Source organism: Desulfitobacterium sp. LBE (assembly GCF_007830365.1).
Lineage (GTDB): Bacteria > Bacillota > Desulfitobacteriia > Desulfitobacteriales > Desulfitobacteriaceae > Desulfitobacterium > Desulfitobacterium hafniense.
In genome coordinates this window covers 2777463-2793300 of sequence record NZ_VLKD01000001.1, presented here as the reverse complement: position 1 = coordinate 2793300, position 15838 = coordinate 2777463, and the positions used below count along the sequence as shown (strand labels likewise).

Annotated in this window: 15 protein-coding genes; 13 read left to right on the top strand and 2 right to left on the bottom strand. The window is 49.3% G+C overall.

The genetic code is table 11. The features are described from left to right. Positions 1 to 20: 20 nt before the first annotated feature. The 3 genes from DESLBE_RS13300 to DESLBE_RS13290 all read left to right on the top strand — a co-directional run bounded on the left by DESLBE_RS13300 (position 21) and on the right by DESLBE_RS13290 (position 4076). Positions 21 to 1943 carry an FAD-binding protein gene (locus DESLBE_RS13300; protein WP_144677217.1) on the top strand — a complete coding sequence of 641 codons (1923 nt, stop codon included), beginning with the start codon at positions 21 to 23 and terminating at the stop codon, positions 1941 to 1943. 157 nt (positions 1944 to 2100) lie between these two features. Next, a complete protein-coding gene (locus DESLBE_RS13295; protein WP_144677215.1) occupies positions 2101 to 3012 on the top strand; it encodes a hypothetical protein in 912 nt (303 codons plus the stop codon). Between the two features lie 32 nt (positions 3013 to 3044). Beyond that, the gene (locus tag DESLBE_RS13290; RefSeq protein WP_144677213.1) at positions 3045 to 4076 is read left to right on the top strand and encodes a U32 family peptidase; all 1032 of its coding nucleotides are present in this window, start codon (positions 3045 to 3047) and stop codon (positions 4074 to 4076) included. Positions 4077 to 4145: 69 nt separating this feature from the next. Here DESLBE_RS13290 and DESLBE_RS13285 read toward each other — a convergent pair whose 3' ends face one another. Continuing rightward, entirely contained in the window at positions 4146 to 5459 is a 1314-nt protein-coding gene (locus DESLBE_RS13285; protein ID WP_144677211.1) for an Ig-like domain-containing protein, read from the bottom strand. Between the two features lie 245 nt (positions 5460 to 5704). On the opposite strand from DESLBE_RS13285, the gene DESLBE_RS26575 reads away from it, so the two are divergent. The 4 genes from DESLBE_RS26575 to DESLBE_RS13270 all read left to right on the top strand — a co-directional run bounded on the left by DESLBE_RS26575 (position 5705) and on the right by DESLBE_RS13270 (position 7671). Further along, positions 5705 to 5875, top strand: coding sequence for a hypothetical protein (locus DESLBE_RS26575; protein WP_005814704.1), 171 nt, complete (start codon positions 5705 to 5707; stop codon positions 5873 to 5875). Between the two features lie 189 nt (positions 5876 to 6064). Then, entirely contained in the window at positions 6065 to 6496 is a 432-nt protein-coding gene (gene rplM / locus DESLBE_RS13280) for a 50S ribosomal protein L13 (protein ID WP_015942984.1), read from the top strand. 21 nt (positions 6497 to 6517) lie between these two features. After that, entirely contained in the window at positions 6518 to 6913 is a 396-nt protein-coding gene (rpsI, locus tag DESLBE_RS13275; RefSeq protein ID WP_005814701.1) for a 30S ribosomal protein S9, read from the top strand. A 140-nt stretch (positions 6914 to 7053) separates the two neighbouring features. Further along, entirely contained in the window at positions 7054 to 7671 is a 618-nt protein-coding gene (locus DESLBE_RS13270; RefSeq protein WP_144677209.1) for a hypothetical protein, read from the top strand. A 58-nt stretch (positions 7672 to 7729) separates the two neighbouring features. Here DESLBE_RS13270 and DESLBE_RS13265 read toward each other — a convergent pair whose 3' ends face one another. Next, positions 7730 to 8617, bottom strand: a complete 888-nt coding sequence (locus DESLBE_RS13265) for a DMT family transporter (RefSeq protein WP_144677207.1) — start codon at positions 8615 to 8617, stop codon at positions 7730 to 7732. Between the two features lie 319 nt (positions 8618 to 8936). Here DESLBE_RS13265 and DESLBE_RS13260 point away from each other — a divergent pair, with 319 nt between their 5' ends. From DESLBE_RS13260 to sdhA, 6 genes are all read left to right on the top strand, one after another. Then, a complete protein-coding gene (locus DESLBE_RS13260; RefSeq protein WP_144677205.1) occupies positions 8937 to 9299 on the top strand; it encodes a BlaI/MecI/CopY family transcriptional regulator in 363 nt (120 codons plus the stop codon). A 2-nt stretch (positions 9300 to 9301) separates the two neighbouring features. After that, positions 9302 to 11467, top strand: coding sequence for a M56 family metallopeptidase (locus DESLBE_RS13255; protein WP_144677203.1), 2166 nt, complete (start codon positions 9302 to 9304; stop codon positions 11465 to 11467). Between the two features lie 342 nt (positions 11468 to 11809). Beyond that, entirely contained in the window at positions 11810 to 12241 is a 432-nt protein-coding gene (locus DESLBE_RS13250; protein ID WP_011459277.1) for a flavodoxin, read from the top strand. A gap of 144 nt (positions 12242 to 12385) precedes the next feature. Then, on the top strand, positions 12386 to 12934 hold the full coding sequence (locus DESLBE_RS13245) for a hypothetical protein (protein WP_144677201.1): 549 nt from the start codon (positions 12386 to 12388) through the stop codon (positions 12932 to 12934). 485 nt (positions 12935 to 13419) lie between these two features. Further along, positions 13420 to 14043: a succinate dehydrogenase cytochrome b558 subunit gene (locus tag DESLBE_RS13240; RefSeq protein WP_041272241.1), complete on the top strand. Its 624-nt coding sequence runs from the start codon at positions 13420 to 13422 to the stop codon at positions 14041 to 14043. A 55-nt stretch (positions 14044 to 14098) separates the two neighbouring features. After that, entirely contained in the window at positions 14099 to 15835 is a 1737-nt protein-coding gene (sdhA, locus tag DESLBE_RS13235) for a succinate dehydrogenase flavoprotein subunit (protein WP_144677199.1), read from the top strand. Positions 15836 to 15838: the final 3 nt, after the last annotated feature.

The window sequence follows — 15838 nt, the reverse complement described above, 5'->3', positions numbered from 1 at the left end:
TAAAAGAAAGAGGGAGAGCTATGGTGGAAAAAGAAAAGGTATCCCGCCGTCAGTTTCTGAGAAATACGGCCATCGGCGCCGTAGGAGTTGCCGCTGCCGGCTTTTTGGGAGGCTGCTCCAGCGATGCGGGAAGCACTAATCCCGGAGCAGCAGTGTATAAGCCCGGTACCTATACCGGCACAGCTAAAGGGATGGGCCAGGTCACGGTTACCATGACCTTCAGTGAAACGGCCATCACCGATGTTAAGGTGGATTGTGCCAATGAGACCGCCGAGATTGGCGGCGCGGCAGCAAACGGGTTGCAGGAGGCCTTGATGGCTGCCCAGAGCGCCGAAATCGACGGCGTTTCCGGCGCAACCATGACCTCCGATGCCGTGAAGGAGGCTGCCGCCAGCTGCATCAACCAAGCCCTCGGCATTGCCGTGGAAGCAGCCCAACCGGCCGATATCGATAATCCCTATCCTTCCTGCGAAGATCTCAGCGCTGTCAACGCGGCCACCAACAGCGGGGAAGTGGCTTTCGTTTCCGCTCCCATTACCGACTTTGTCAGGACGGTGAACGTGGACGTGTTGGTGTGCGGACAAGGTCCGGCAGGCATGGCTTCCGCTCTGGCCTGCGCCGAAAAAGGCCTGAAGGTGGCCGCTGTGGAGAAGGGCAAGAATCCCACCTGGCGCAGCGCCACCATGGGCGCCTTTAACGACCGCATCCATAAGAAGTTTGGCGTCACTTTCGATATGAAACAATGGCTGGATGACGCCATGATCAATTGTTCTTACCGGGGCAGCCAGGAAATCTACCAGCAGTATATTAATACCTGCGACGAGGCTGTAAACTGGTTTCTGGACAAACTGGCCCTTAAGGATGAAGATTACTTCCTGACCTTCAATGCCGGGGATTTCCGGGATTTCAACGCCGCTTATGATGAGCTGAGCCTGAGCCGCAGCTGGAATACCTCCATCAACATCCCCATCCCCGCTCCTGAAATCATCGCCACCATGCAGCAGCGAATTGCTGATGCGGGAGTGGAAGTTCTCTTCAATACACCGGTGGTTCAGCTGGTCAGGGAAGGAGGCAAGGTTACCGGCGCTGTGGTCAAGACCGAGCAGGGCTATGTCAAGTATCAGACCGCCAAAGGAGTCGTCCTGGCCACAGGCGGTTACGAGTTCAACCCGGTGAAGCTGAATGCCTGCTGCCGTCCCCGGGACCTTGCCCTCAGCGGTTGGATGAACGGCACCAAGACCAATACCGGTGACGGTCATGAAATGGCCAAAGCCGTTGGGGCCATGGAGGATGAATACCCCCATCCTCTGATGCTGGACCCCCAACAGCTGATGCCCTTTCTGCGCGTCAACAGGTCAGGCAAACGCTTTACCGCCGAATATGAAGCCTACAACCATCTGTCCAATGCCATCCAATCCCAGCCGGGAGCCTACGACTACTATATTGTGGACGCCAATTGTTCAGCCATAGTTGACAAAATCTGGACCCCGTCCTCCGGCTGCTACGCTCCCAAAGAAGTCTGGATCGCCGCCGCTACCAGCGACAAAGCTTTGGTGGCCAATACCCTGGAAGAGCTGGCCGGGAAAATGGGCGTGGACGCGGATGCTTTTGTAGCCACCATCAAGCGTTGGAACACCATGTGCGAGGCCGGCGAAGACACCGACTTCCACTTCCCCGGCAAGATGATGCATAAAATAGATACGGCCCCCTTCTACGCAACCAAGGAAATGGCGGAGGCCCTGTGCACCGCCGGCGGCCTGCAGATCACTCCCCGGAGCGAAGTGATGGCTACCGACGGTCAAGCCATCCCCGGCCTCTATGCCATCGGCAATGTTTCGGGCAGTATGTTTTCCGGGACCTATCCCCACAATCAGAATTGCCTCAGCCACAGCCGCTGCGTTACCTTCGGCTATAATGTGGCCAAAACCCTGGCGGCGCGGTAAGCATAGAACAACAAAAGCTTCCCGGAGAGCGATGCTCTCCGAGAAGTTTTCTCCTCTGCTCATGCCTGTTTAAGAAACAATTCTCAAGACGAATGGGCTCAGATTACTGCCGAAAATCATACTATAGTAGGGTATCAATCAAGTAACTCTACCGGAGGTGAGTGATCTGGAATGGGTCCTGGCTATTCCCCATGAACAGGCGTTCAAAAGAATGGAGGAACCTTGGGGCGGGGCAAAAACAAGTTACCTGACAGGGATCAAAGAGACTCTGGAAGCAAACTACGGCCCGATACATTTTACGAGGCTTTATTTTGGCGAGGAATTCTGCGAAAGGGCGTTATCCACGGGAAAAGCTTTGGAAGAGGCAGTTGCTGCGGCCGAAGAACGTGGCTGGGGATTTACTTACGTCACCCCCTATCTGACTGAGACCGGGCTGACTAAAGTCCAGCGGCTGCTGGACATCCTGGCCCAGATAAACCCTGAGGCTGAGGTGGTGATCAATGACTGGGGTGTGCTGGATTGGGTGACGGAGCATCACCCCACCTTTACCCCTGTTCTGGGCCGGCTGATGAATAAAATTATCCGGGACCCCCGGATGCCGGATTCCCTGCGGAATTCGCCGGACCAAGCGGTGATGCACAAGTTCCGGACCTGCAATCTGGCCGGGGGAGAGATGAAGGACCTGCTTGACCAGTATCAGGTAAAACGGATGGAACTGGATTATCCCCCTCAGGGACTGGACCCGAATCTGCCCGCCTGGGGTTATGACATCTCCTTATCTATCCCTTATGGCGTGATTATGACAGGCCGGATTTGTCTGATGCAATCCTGGGGATTGGCTGCCGGGGAAAAGTTCAGAACCACCGGGCCGTGCCCCCGGAGATGCCGGTTAGGCTGGCTGGAACTGTCCGACCCCAGTGGCCGGGTTAAGAAAGATAAGGATTGGCAGATCATCCAGAAGGGAAATACCGTCTTTTATCGCCAGAACAAAGAATTCCTGGCTGAGATTTTGACCGAGGCGGAAAAAACCGGGGTCAGCCGGATGATCTTCCAGCCGGAGCCAATCTAAACGGAGCCGTTAATCGCTCAGGGAGGTGTACCATGAACATCCTGGCACCGGTAAGTTCCGTAAAGGAAGCGGAACAATTAATCGCCCATGGCGCCGACGAACTTTATTGCGGAATAGGGCTGGGGGCATTGAAGAATAGGCCGGGGAACACGGACCGGGAAATCTGGATCAACCGCCGTGAATCAGGCAACGCCAACATCCCCGACCTGGAAAGCTTGTCGCTGCTGGTTGATCACGCCCATGCCCAAGGGAAAAAGGTCTACCTGACCTTGAATCAACCGGGCTATGCTCAGGATCTCTATGGGGAGATTCTGGCTTTTGTCAGAGAGGTCAAAAAGAGCTGCCAGGTGGATGCTTTTATCGTTGCCGATCCGGGGCTGATCCGGATGCTGATCGGGAAGGAACCGGATATGGTGATTCATGTCAGCAGCCTGGCCGGGGTTTTAAACAGCTCCGCCGTCCTGTTTTTTAAGAAGCTGGGCGTCAAACGCATCGTTTTTCCCCGTTATCTGGAGGCGGAGACCCTTAAGAAGATCATGGACAGGGCGGGGGAGGATCTGGAATATGAAGTCTTTATCCTTAACGACGGGTGTATGTTTGAGGAATCCCACTGCCATGTCAGTCATCAGTTCGGCGGTGCCTTCTGTCATAATCCGGCCTGGCGGTATAAGCTGATCCCGCCGGAAGAGGGCGGGATTCTGGAGACCTGGAAGTTAAGAAACTTAAAAATTGCCTGGGAGACCTTTGAGGACAATGTGGAGGAATTGAAAAGGTGGCAATGGCTCGGAATTAAGAACGGCGGCGGCTATATCGGCGCAAAATATCCGCTGGGCATGTGCGGTCTGTGCACCTTGCCCGAATATCGGGATATGGGGATAACCTCCTTGAAAATTGTGGGCAGAGAGGCCCCTCTGAGCAAGAAAATCAAGAGCGTCCAACTGCTAAAGAAGGTCTTGGACTATCAAAGGGAAGAGCATCTGCCCGATGAAGTGCGGGATTATGCCAGGAGGACTAAGGGAGCCAGGCTGCTTTGCGGGAGCGGGTATATGTGTTATGAACGCTGACTGCGGACCACAAGACCCCGGAGAGATGTTTGCTCTCTCCGGGGTCTTGTTTGCGGTCTTGCTGAGAAACTACCGAATCGTCACCCGGCTGCCATCCGATGTTTTTTCAATCGTTGGCGAGTAAATCCCGGCAGAGTTTTTGATATTGATTTGGAAGGTTGCAGGGTCACCGGTCACCTGATCTCCGGAATCAACTAAATGCTTGGCAATATAAGTGTAGGTTCCGTCGTTATTATTGACTTCCACAAAACTATCAGGATTGCTGCCGTTAATCTTGAAGTTGCTGAGTTTGGCCACAGCTTCATCCGTAGTGAATTTTAGAGTAATGACATCGCCGATAGTAGCTTTGGTGGGATCTGTATTATCAGAAGAAATCGCTACCTTGGAGATTCTGGCGTACTTAGGAATGATCGTGACTGTACTTCCGTCAGATGTGGCTTCAATAGTCTGAGAGTAGATCCCTGCGGCGTCCCTGACATTGATTTGGAAGGTTGCCGGGACACCTGTAATCGGATCGCCGGAATCCACTAAATGGGTTGCGGTATAGACATTGCCGGTATGTGTGAACCGATCCGGGTTGCTTCCATTGATCTTGAAGTTGTTTAATTGTGTCACAGGCACACTGGCAGTAAAGGTCAGAACAATGGTATCGCCATGCATGGCTTTTGTCGTATCTGCGTTATTGGAGGAAATCTTTACATTGCTGATGATGGGTTGGGCTGTGACATTGACCGTACAGTGAGCGGTCTTTGAGCCCTCCGCTGTTGTGACCGTAATCGTTGTCACACCTGGGGTCAAGGGAGTCACCACACCCTTGCTGTTAACCGTGGCTACGTTTGAGTTGCTGGATGTCCAGGTTACCTTCTTGTTCGTGGCGTTGCTGGGGGATATAGTGGCTTTTAAAGTCCCTGTTGCTCCCCCTGCCGACAGATTCATGGCGGATTGATTCAAGGTGATGCCCGTTACACTGATTTTCCCGGTTCCCCGGGGATCAGCTACAGTCACCTTACATTTTGCCGACTTGCGTCCATCCTCCGTTGTCACAGTCACATAGGCTTTTCCTGCCTTGACACCGGTGACCTTTCCGTTGGTGTCCACTGTTGCCACGTCTGTGTTGCTGGATTTCCAGGTGACCTTTTGATTCGCTTTGGAGGGAGCGATTTTCACGGCCAGAGTGGCACTATCTCCGACCCTAAGGAACATTCGTTTCTTCAAAATTATTGCGGATGCTTTATGAGTTTTGCAATCTTGGGAGCTGCTTTGGATGGATTTTTCATGGGACTGAGCCCAGGATGGGGGTGCCGCCAGCACAGGTAATGAGGAAGACAGGAATAAACCCACTATACAGACCGTTGCGAATAGAGCTTTAAACTTTCGTTTCACTAGATTGTACCTCCCTTAATCGTATTCACTGTTTTAATACGAAAATTCAACGGTATTTTGTGGGGAGGCTTCCATATTTTTTATTCAAACCCTTATTCGTCTAATGGTGAATCCCAAGCCGCTGCCTCCAATAATCCGCTCCATTACAACTTCTTTCACCTTATTAGTTAAATATCACTAACAAAACGCCTTTTTTCTGGTTATTATTGTGGTATAACACTGATGGTGCAAAGGAGTGCTTTACCATGCCCGACTATATGAAGATGTATTTTCAATTGGCGGCTAAAGTCGCCGATGCGATTGATTTGCTTCAGGAAGCCCTGGAGCAGGGGGAAGATGATTTCATGAGTGATGAAAAAGAGAATACAATAGTCAAACTTTTCGATATCAAAAAAGGAAAAGACGAAGATGAGTAAGAGAACTTGCATTTATTTCATCTATTTCTTTTGATCTTCTTGACATTTACTGACACGTTTTATAAAATACCAATATGAGTCTTTATGCTGTTATTTATGCCTGAGCCCCATAAAGCTGCATAACTGCCAGTGTCTGAGCCCCACAAAGCAGATCGGACTGAAATACGGATAATTGATGGAGGGAAACTTATGTCCACGTTCTTTGCGAAAGCGAATGCGGTGGAGCGTAAATGGTATGTCATTGACGCTGCAGGCCTTCCTTTGGGTCGTTTAGCTACTGAAGCTGCTCGCATCCTTAGAGGTAAACATAAACCAACTTTTACTCCTAATGTTGACACAGGAGATCATGTGATCATCATTAATGCAGAGAAAGTTGTTTTAACCGGTAATAAATTGGATCAAAAAATGTATCGCCGTCACTCCGGCTATCCTGGTGGTTTGAAAGAAACCCCTTACAGAAAGCTGATGCAAAACATGCCTGAAAGAGCTGTTGAGCATGCCGTAAAAGGAATGCTTCCTCATAACAAGCTGGGTGCTCAGATGTATACGAAGCTGAAAGTATATCGTGACGAAAATCATCCGCATCAAGCGCAACAACCCGAAGTTTGGACCATTCAATAAACGGGAAGGAGGAAGTAAAACATGGCTGCACAATTACAATACCAAGGTACCGGACGCCGTAAAAACGCGGTGGCTCGTGTACGTTTAATTCCTGGAGAAGGAAAAGTTACAATCAACAAGAGAGAGCTTGCTGAGTACTTCGGCAAGAAAACTCTGGAAATGATCGTTCAACAACCGTTCGGGGTAACCGATACTGCTGGCAAATATGATGTAGTTGCTCTCGCTCATGGCGGCGGTACTACAGGACAGGCCGGAGCTCTCCGCCTCGGAATTGCCCGTGCACTTCTGAAAGCGGATCCCAGCTTGCGTCCAGCTCTCAAGCGTGCAGGGTTCCTCACCCGTGACCCACGTATGAAAGAGCGTCGTAAATACGGCTTGAAGAAAGCCCGTAAAGCTCCCCAATTCTCCAAGCGTTAATCGCGAAGTACAAAAATCCTCAAACCAGTGTGGTTTGGGGATTTTTTTCTGCTTTACAATTGCAGGAAGCCTGATAAGATTATTTTGATGAAGGTATTTATCTATGCTGGTGTAGGTTTAGAAAAGCGGGGGGATGCAGAGTGAAAGAGGATGATGTAGGCCTACTTGTATTTTTGATTCTTATGTGTTTTATATTGAGTATGGCATGGATAGAAACACGCAGGAAGCATATCAACTATTATGGAAAGGAAAGGCCGGAATATCAAGGACAGACCAGACAAAACCTGACTAGAGAACCGAAAGCAATTGAATGCCCCGGTTGCGGGGCCAAGAATTTAGTCGCCCATTCTGTCGGCAAGTGTGATTTTTGCGACTCACTGCTGAATTATGAAACAGAGGCTGAATCACTGCCCGCCGGCTTTTATACCGTAGAGTCTGATATCCCTGCAGATACGTGTATAGAAAAATATAAACCTTTGAACGGTTATGCCTGGGGAGTGATCATCTGCTTAGGGGTTATTGTATTTAAAATTTTTCAGGCATTCAAGGATGGCCAGGGAGCGGTTTATGTATATTTTATGTCAGTGCTCTTTGTACTATGTTTATTCGTTGCGAGCTTCATTGGCATATTTTACTCCCTTGCTAAATACAAGGACCACCATTGTGAATTAAATTGGGTTAAGCTTATGAAGAATATATATGTTTGGGGTTTTATCATCAGTTCGATTATTTTGTATACAGAACTATCTGTTTTTTAGCGGGCCATGCCGCGGCTAAGACAGCTATGGAGATAAGTGAACAATGCGAAATCTTCACTTAACTGCTCAGAGTGCTTGGTTGTTTACCCTTATCTAATTTAAGCAGCAACCCTCCCGAAATAATAAGAAATGCACCGGATAATTGTATGATTGATAGTGTTTCTCCTAAAATTAAAAAAGCCAAGACTGTTGCTATGACGGGTTCTATGTTGCTTAAAATTGAAGCCTGGCTTGCCCCTAAAAGTGATAGCCCTTTTTGATAGCAAAAAAGAGGTATGATTGTACTTAATATAGCTGTTCCAAGACCAACTATCCACATAGCCTGGAATGAATGACCCGCGAATATATTAACCGGTGGATAAATTACCATTGTAGCAAATAAGCAAACAACCGATGTATAGGTTGAAATGGTCACCGGTTCCAGGGTTTTAGAAAGATACTGCCCGTTTATATTATATATTGCATAAAATATCGCTGATCCGATACCATATAAAATACCTAACATACTGATTTGATGCGTAGATGTATGTATGACATCTATAACCATTAAGCAACCTAAAAACGAAAGGAGTAACGTTAACGCCTTAACCAGCGATACTTTTTCTTTAAAAATCATGGTGGCCATAAGCACAACCATTAATGGGTATGTATAAAGCAATATATTTGTAACTGAGGCAGACATATGCTTTATAGCCAGTGTATAGCAATAGGAACTTCCAAAAAACACTAACCCTTGAACGACTAGTTTAGGCAGATCAGATTTATTCATATGGAGTCCTTTTTTGTTTACGAGCATTATAAAACTCAGTAGGACACTGGCGATTAAAAACCGCAAAAACAACATGACCTCTGTAGTTAAACCTACATTATACCCATATTTTATGAATATGGGTAAGGCCGCAAAGCCTAAAGCTGCTAATACAATGAGTACATAACCATTTTTCATTATTTTTATCCTCCAACTAGTCTGAAATAGGCTTTTCGATAGATAAAACCTTGTGCTTTTCTTAATTATAAAAGAAAACCAATCTGTACATATAATACCTATTGCCTATACTGGATATAATCTCGCTCTATAGAATAGTTCAGCCAAAACCTGTACTTTGAAGAATGGTTGCCTCAACCAAGCATGGTTGGGGTTTTTGTTTTATGATCGTACGTCAAGTCAGTTAACCCCATAGATAACACATTGACTTGAAGGTCTAATCGTGTTAGACTTTGCTTAGTCTAATGATATTCGACCGTTGGCAAAGGAGGATCAGTCTATGGAACAATATAAACTTGGGGAAATGGAGCAAAAATTTGCCGACCTGATTTGGCATCATGCCCCGATTCCCTCCGGGGAGCTTGTCAAGCTGTGCGAAAAGGAACTGAGCTGGAAGAAGTCCACCACCTATACCATGCTCAAGCGGCTCTGCGACCGGGGGATATTTGAAAATCAAAAAGGCCGGGTCATAGCTCTGATGAGCAGGGAGGACTTCACAGCGGCACAGGGAGAGCAGTTTTTGAGTGAAACCTTCGGCGGTTCTCTGCCCCGGTTTTTTGCGGCATTCACCCGTAGAAACAAGTTAAGTGCCAAAGAAATTAGTGAGCTGCAGCAGCTCATTGACCAGCATAAGGAGGAATAACCATGCAGGAGGAACTATTCTTAAAGGTACTTAATATGAGTATTACTGGAAGCGCTGTCATCCTGTGTGTAGTGCTCATGCGGTTCCTGCTCAGAAGGGCACCGAAGGTTTTTTCCTACGCCCTTTGGAGCGTGGTGCTGTTTCGCCTGGTTTGCCCTTTTTCTTTCGAGAGTGCCTTAAGCCTGCTGCCGGTGAACCCTGAACCGATTCCGGACCGCATTGTTTATGCCGCCGTACCTCAGATTCAGACAGGGATCACTGCGGTGGATCGGGTCGTCAGCTCGTCCCTGCCCGGAGCGACGCCTTATGCCAGCGTTAATCCTTTGCAGATCTGGGTCTTTTTGGGGTCCTTGCTGTGGATAATGGGTATTGCCGTTCTTTTGCTCTACAGCGTTTTTTCACTGCTGAGTTTAAAAAGGCGGCTGAAGGATGCCGTCCATGATAAGGAGAACATCTACCTCTGTGATAGCCTGGATACTCCCTTTGTCATGGGGGTGCTTCGTCCCCGGATTTACTTGCCTGCCTCCCTTTCCGGCGCAGAGAAGGAGTATATTCTGCTCCATGAGCAAACCCATATCCGCCGGTTTGATCATGTGGTCAAGATCCTGAGCTTTTTTGTGCTTTGCATCCATTGGTTCAATCCCCTGGTGTGGGCGGCTTTTTTCCTTTCCGGCAGAGATATGGAAATGTCCTGCGACGAGGCAGTGATCAGGAAGCTGGGTCATGAGGTGAAAAAGGACTATTCCTCATCCCTCCTTTCCCTGGCCACGGGCAGACGTATTGTGGGCGGCACCCCCCTGGCCTTTGGCGAAGGGGAGACCAGAGGGAGGATTACGAATGTGCTCAACTATAAAAAGCCTGGCTTCCGGGCCCTGCTGATCGCTTTTTTGGCTGTGCTCATTCTGGGTATGGGGCTGATGGCTAATCCCAAAGCGGGGGAGAACTTCACCGCTGCCGTTTACCGTGTGGATGAGATTCTCTACAGTGCCCCTCAGTATTCTTTTGCTTACACAACGGACAGCGCCCCTCAGTACAATATTTCTTCCGACTATGTGCTGTTTCGCAAGGAAGTCTCCGATCAGGACTGGGTCATGCTGGGCAGTCTCTATGAATACCCCCTCAGCCGTCAGGAGCAGTACGGACTCTTTGATCCGCTCAACAACAAAGCCCACGAAAATCTGGACAAAGTGAAAACCATCTACCGGGCGGATCTTAAGGATGAAAACCAGACCCTTATCCTGGTGATGGAGCAAAAAAACGGCCATGTCCTCTTGGCTCACGGTTATGATCATCCCGGAAATCCCCGCGTCCGCTGGCTGTTTCATTTGGATAAGGTGGTTGAGCCTGATGCCAATGGGCAGGCCGGCCAGGTGAAGCCCCAGGATGATAGGGCTGCCGGCACCACAGAGGCGGAGCCTATGGCGAAGGAGCAGGACCCTCTGGAAAAGGCTGTCTCCGCTGCGATTCTCCAGCATAATAGGAGTGAGTATACAGGAGGAGATTTTTCCGCTCAAGCCCACACTACTTTAGCTACTGAGACTGGGGAGTCGGCGACAGGCAGCGGCATCGGCACGGTCACGGTATATGCTATGGCCCTTTATATGGAGTTTGGATACCGTGGAGGTGGACTCTCTGAAACGGGAGGCAGCCACATGCCGGTTGCCCTTACTTTTGAAGTGGAAGACAAGAATACTTATAGGCTGATGGAATACTGGACGCCTCAGGACGGCGCCGGTTATGGGCCTTCCATCCGTGAAAAGTTTCCGGAGAAGATCGCCGGAGGCGCTCTGGACACCCAAAAATATATCCAGGCTCACGCCATGGCCTGTTATGAGCAGGCCATAGCCTACGGCCAGGTGGATGTTGGCGGCGAGATCGCCGGACTGATCGAGACCATCTGTTCCTCCCCGGCTCATATGTCCAATCCCGGAGCCTATATAGATGCTCATCCCCTTGAGTACCGCACTCTGGTCTACTATGGCAGCTATACCCTGGAGTATTGCTTTGACCTCTTTGCCCAAGGCGGGCAGAGGGGACTGGAGGGTCACATCATGGCCGCCGCCTGCCGGGATATTATGATGGCCAAGGGTGCATCCTTTGACGATATGCTCTACAACACCGGCCAGGATTGGTATGACAGCATCAAGGACTGGGCGGTTCCTTCATAAAGCAATAGACTGTATCAATGAGGCAGAACACTATATAACCAAGCAGTTATCGCCGCCGGAAAAGAGCTGAGTTCTTCCAGGAGAACCCCGGCTCTTTTTATTAGCTTGGATGAAGGTTCGCTCTTATGCATCACCACAGGGATTGCAGGGCCTAGCCATGGATTTGAGTTCATGAAGGGAGGCACACTGGCCTGCTGTCAAGTTCTGATGCACAAAACTTGTATGAAATATATAAATTAGCCTTGACAAGACAAAAGCTAGCTTGGTATTATTGATATTGATTTTGATAATCAATATCAATAATACCAAGCTATTCATATTAGGAAGAGGGGATCATGCTGCATGAAGAAAATTGTCGTCATCTATTGGAGTGGAACAGGCAATACAGAGAAAATGGCCGCAGGAGTGGCTGAAGGTGCCCGGGCTGCGGAAGCGGAAGTCCGGATTATCCCGGTCGGTGAGGCTTCTGTCACCGATGTTCTATCTGCAGATGGGGTGGCACTGGGCTGCCCGGCCATGGGGTCCGAGGTTTTGGAAGAAGATGAAATGGAACCATTCATTTCTTCATTAGAGCAAGAAAATCTGTCCGCTGTGCCGGTTGTCCTTTTCGGCTCTTATGACTGGGGTGACGGAGAATGGATGCGGGACTGGGAAGAGCGGATGAAAAAAGCCGGTGCCAATTTAGCGGGGGATGGGTTGATTCTGCAGTTGGAACCGGATAACGATGGGATGGAACAATGCCGGAAACTGGGGAAAACCCTGGCCGATGCATAGCCTGGCACCGCCGGATACATTAGATATTAACGAAAGTCCCTGGTTATAGGCCGGGGACTTCTTGCAAGAAAGATCAATCTTTAATAAGATGAGAATAAAACAAGAAAACAATGAGTACAGAAAGAACAGGAGAAACGTTTATTTATGCATAATAATGATCAGGTAACGAAATCCGCCCATAAACACCACGGGCATATCCATACCCATGGCTGCAGCTCAGGTGGTTGCGGCTGCAGCAGCCAGACTGCAGAGCAGGAAACAGCCTGTTGTTGTTCCCACAAACCGCCGGTCCTCGACCCTCAGGAAACAGTATTTATACAGGAGCTGGCGCAGCGGGGCTGCCTGCCGGTCAGCCGTTACATTCTCAGCAGCAGCTCGGAAAAAGAAGTCCGGTTCGAGATGCTTGCTCCGGTCTATATGAATGATCCCAGTGACGGTATGGAAATCGTGAAAGAAAAAGGTGCAGCTTTAAAAGGGCTGAAAGAAAAAGGGCTGATCTCGCTGGATTACGACCTGAGGCTGACTGATTATGACTATAAGCTCTATACGGATGCCGCCTTGTTTGCCTATTTCAAAGATACCGTTGAGGAAGGGAAGAAGCGCCCGGGCTTTCTTGGCGATACCGCGGAAATAGAGCTTGGTGCGATCACCCTTACGGATGCGGGAAAACGGATTGCGGAGCAACTAACCTAATAAAAATATTTTTTTATACAGCTGCTGATGTGGCTCTGGGCCCAAGGGATATAAAACCTTGGGTTTTTTTCTGGAAAAGTTACCTGGACTAAAGCTAGGATAAGGTATGCAGCGAAAGCCCTGGATTTACCTCATGTTGAGTATGGAACCTCGGAACTGGGCATCAAGCCTGGTGAAACTGCCAAAGACAGGGGGGCCAATAGTTAAAAAATTTGGAATATTACAATAATTATATTGACGTACCCCCTTCTCCGTATTAAGATTAATTCAAAGCCATTGAAATTAGTACCAGCTCCTTAAATAATCCGTCCCGTGGGAATCAACCATCCAAAAATGGTGAGGGACTGAGAGCCATAAAACAGGGGGGGAAGTACTGCTTGAAATTGTGACCAGATATTAGTTTTGCTCATAAGACTTTGCGGGAGGTGAAGAATTATCCATCAGAATTTGGGGAGATAAATATTGAGGAGAAAAGAGGTTAGAGCATGAGCAATGAGGTAGGTTTGAGGAGAGCAGAGTCGGGTTCTTACCATTTCCTGATTCGACGCGTCCATTCTCTCTTAGGGCTATTGCCCATCGGTATCTTCCTGACATTTCATTTGTTTTTAAATCTCTCGGCCCGTTTGGGACCGGGGCAATACGACAAAGTCATCCAGACCATGCAGAGTGTTCCGGGAATTTTTCTGATTGAGATGATCATTATCTTTGTTCCGATTATTTTTCATGCTGTTTACGGCAGCTGGGTGGTTTACACCGGTCAAAGCAATGTCCTGCGTTATCAATATCCTCGGAACTGGTTCTATATTATTCAGCGGATCTCCGGTATCTATACCGTGATTTTCGTAGCCGTTCATGTCTTTGCCCTTCGCTTTGGGGAAGCCAGTTTTGCCGGGATGCAAAACGCGGTTGCTAATCCCTGGGGGCTTATTTTTTATGTGATCGGGGTTGTTCTGGCCATTTTCCACTTCACCAACGGCCTCTGGGCTTTTGCCATAACCTGGGGAATCACCGTAGGTCCCAGGGCGCAGCAGATTTGGACTTATATATGCCTGGCGGTCTTTGTTCTCCTGACGGCTATTGGACTTTATGATCTGACCGCTTTTATGTAAAAGGAAGTTTCCTATGATCGATTCCCATAGTGAATAAAGGTGAGAGGTGAAGAGGATGAGTAAGGTAATCGTGGTAGGCGGAGGACTGGCGGGTCTGATGGCTGCCATTAAGATAGCTGAGGAAGGAACACCGGTGGATTTATTCTCCTTAGTACCGGTGAAACGCTCCCATTCCGTATGCGCTCAGGGGGGAATCAACGGAGCGGTCAACACAAAAGGTGAAGGGGATTCACCTTGGGAGCATTTCGATGATTCGGTCTATGGAGGGGACTTTCTGGCCAACCAGCCCCCTGTGAAGGCCATGTGTGATGCCGCGCCGGGCATTATTCATCTTATGGATCGCATGGGGGTTATGTTTAACCGGACACCGGAGGGGCTCTTGGACTTCCGGCGTTTCGGCGGGGCCAAGCATCACCGTACAGCTTTTGCCGGAGCCACCACAGGTCAGCAGCTCCTCTATGCCCTGGATGAGCAGGTTCGCCGTTTTGAGGTGGCCGGGTTAGTCAGGAAATACGAAGGCTGGGAGATGCTCTCTGCTGTTATTGAGGAAGGGGCCTGCAAGGGAATTGTCGCCCAAAACCTCTATAATATGGAGATCCAAAGCTTTCCCGCCGATGCTGTCATCGTGGCCGCCGGGGGATGCGGCATGATCTTCGGCAAGAGCACCAATTCCACCATTAACACAGGATCCGTGGCCTCGGCTCTCTACCAGCAGGGGGTCAAATATGCCAATGGCGAGTTTATCCAGATTCATCCTACGGCCATTCCGGGGGAGGATAAGCTGCGGCTTATGTCCGAGTCGGCCCGTGGCGAGGGCGGACGGGTCTGGACCTATAAAGAGGGTAAACCCTGGTATTTCCTGGAGGAGATGTATCCGGCCTACGGGAACCTGGTCCCTCGGGATATTGCCACCCGGGCTATCTACCATGTGGTCTTTGATTTGGGTCTGGGTGTCAACGGTGAGAACATGGTTTATCTGGATCTTTCCCATAAAGATCCTCATGAGCTTCAGATCAAATTAGGAGGAATTCTTGAGATCTATGAGAAATTCGTGGGCGATGATCCCAAGAAGGTTCCCATGCGGATTTTCCCGGCAGTTCACTATTCCATGGGCGGAATGTGGGTGGATTATGATCAAATGACCAATATTCCCGGTCTGTTTGCTGCCGGGGAATGTGAATATCAATACCATGGGGCCAATCGCTTAGGGGCCAATTCCCTGCTCTCGGCTATTTATGGCGGTATGATCGCCGGCCCTAAGTCCCTGGAGTACATCAAGAAAAATAAATCGGAAACCTCCAGCGGGGAGGAAGAAGCCTTTGTTCGTGAACGAAAGGCCCAGGAGGAGCTCTGGAACAGGATTCTCACTATGAAGGGTGAGGAAAATCCCTACCATATTTATAAGGAGTTGGGTGATGTCATGACCCAAAATGTCACCGTCATCCGCTATAATGACAAACTGGCCGGAACGGACCAGAAGATCCAGGAGCTTATGCAGCGTTGGCAGAAGATCCAGCTCATTGATGATGTCCAGTGGAGCAATCAGACGGCACTTTTTATCCGGCAGCTTTGGAATATGCTGGAGCTGGCCCGGGTCATTACCTTGGGGGCCCTTAACCGTAATGAAAGCCGGGGGGCCCATTATAAGCCCGATTATCCGGAGCGGGATGATGCGAACTGGCTGAAGACCACCATCGCCACCTACACGCCTGAGGGCCCGCAGTTCAGCTATGAAGCGGTGGATGTATCACTGATCACGCCCAGACCGCGGCGCTATGATGTAGAGAAATAGGGG

Bases quoted from the DNA above. Each gene is read 5' to 3' on its own strand.
- DESLBE_RS13300 (WP_144677217.1), top strand. From the start codon at position 21: ATGGTGGAAAAAGAAAAGGTATCCCGCCGTCAGTTTCTGAGAAATACG.
- DESLBE_RS13290 (WP_144677213.1), top strand. From the start codon at position 3,045: ATGAACATCCTGGCACCGGTAAGTTCCGTAAAGGAAGCGGAACAATTA.
- DESLBE_RS26575 (WP_005814704.1), top strand. From the start codon at position 5,705: ATGCCCGACTATATGAAGATGTATTTTCAATTGGCGGCTAAAGTCGCC.
- rplM (WP_015942984.1), top strand. From the start codon at position 6,065: ATGTCCACGTTCTTTGCGAAAGCGAATGCGGTGGAGCGTAAATGGTAT.
- rpsI (WP_005814701.1), top strand. From the start codon at position 6,518: ATGGCTGCACAATTACAATACCAAGGTACCGGACGCCGTAAAAACGCG.
- DESLBE_RS13265 (WP_144677207.1), bottom strand. From the start codon at position 8,617: ATGAAAAATGGTTATGTACTCATTGTATTAGCAGCTTTAGGCTTTGCG.
- DESLBE_RS13260 (WP_144677205.1), top strand. From the start codon at position 8,937: ATGGAACAATATAAACTTGGGGAAATGGAGCAAAAATTTGCCGACCTG.
- DESLBE_RS13255 (WP_144677203.1), top strand. From the start codon at position 9,302: ATGCAGGAGGAACTATTCTTAAAGGTACTTAATATGAGTATTACTGGA.
- DESLBE_RS13250 (WP_011459277.1), top strand. From the start codon at position 11,810: ATGAAGAAAATTGTCGTCATCTATTGGAGTGGAACAGGCAATACAGAG.
- DESLBE_RS13245 (WP_144677201.1), top strand. From the start codon at position 12,386: ATGCATAATAATGATCAGGTAACGAAATCCGCCCATAAACACCACGGG.
- DESLBE_RS13240 (WP_041272241.1), top strand. From the start codon at position 13,420: ATGAGCAATGAGGTAGGTTTGAGGAGAGCAGAGTCGGGTTCTTACCAT.
- sdhA (WP_144677199.1), top strand. From the start codon at position 14,099: ATGAGTAAGGTAATCGTGGTAGGCGGAGGACTGGCGGGTCTGATGGCT.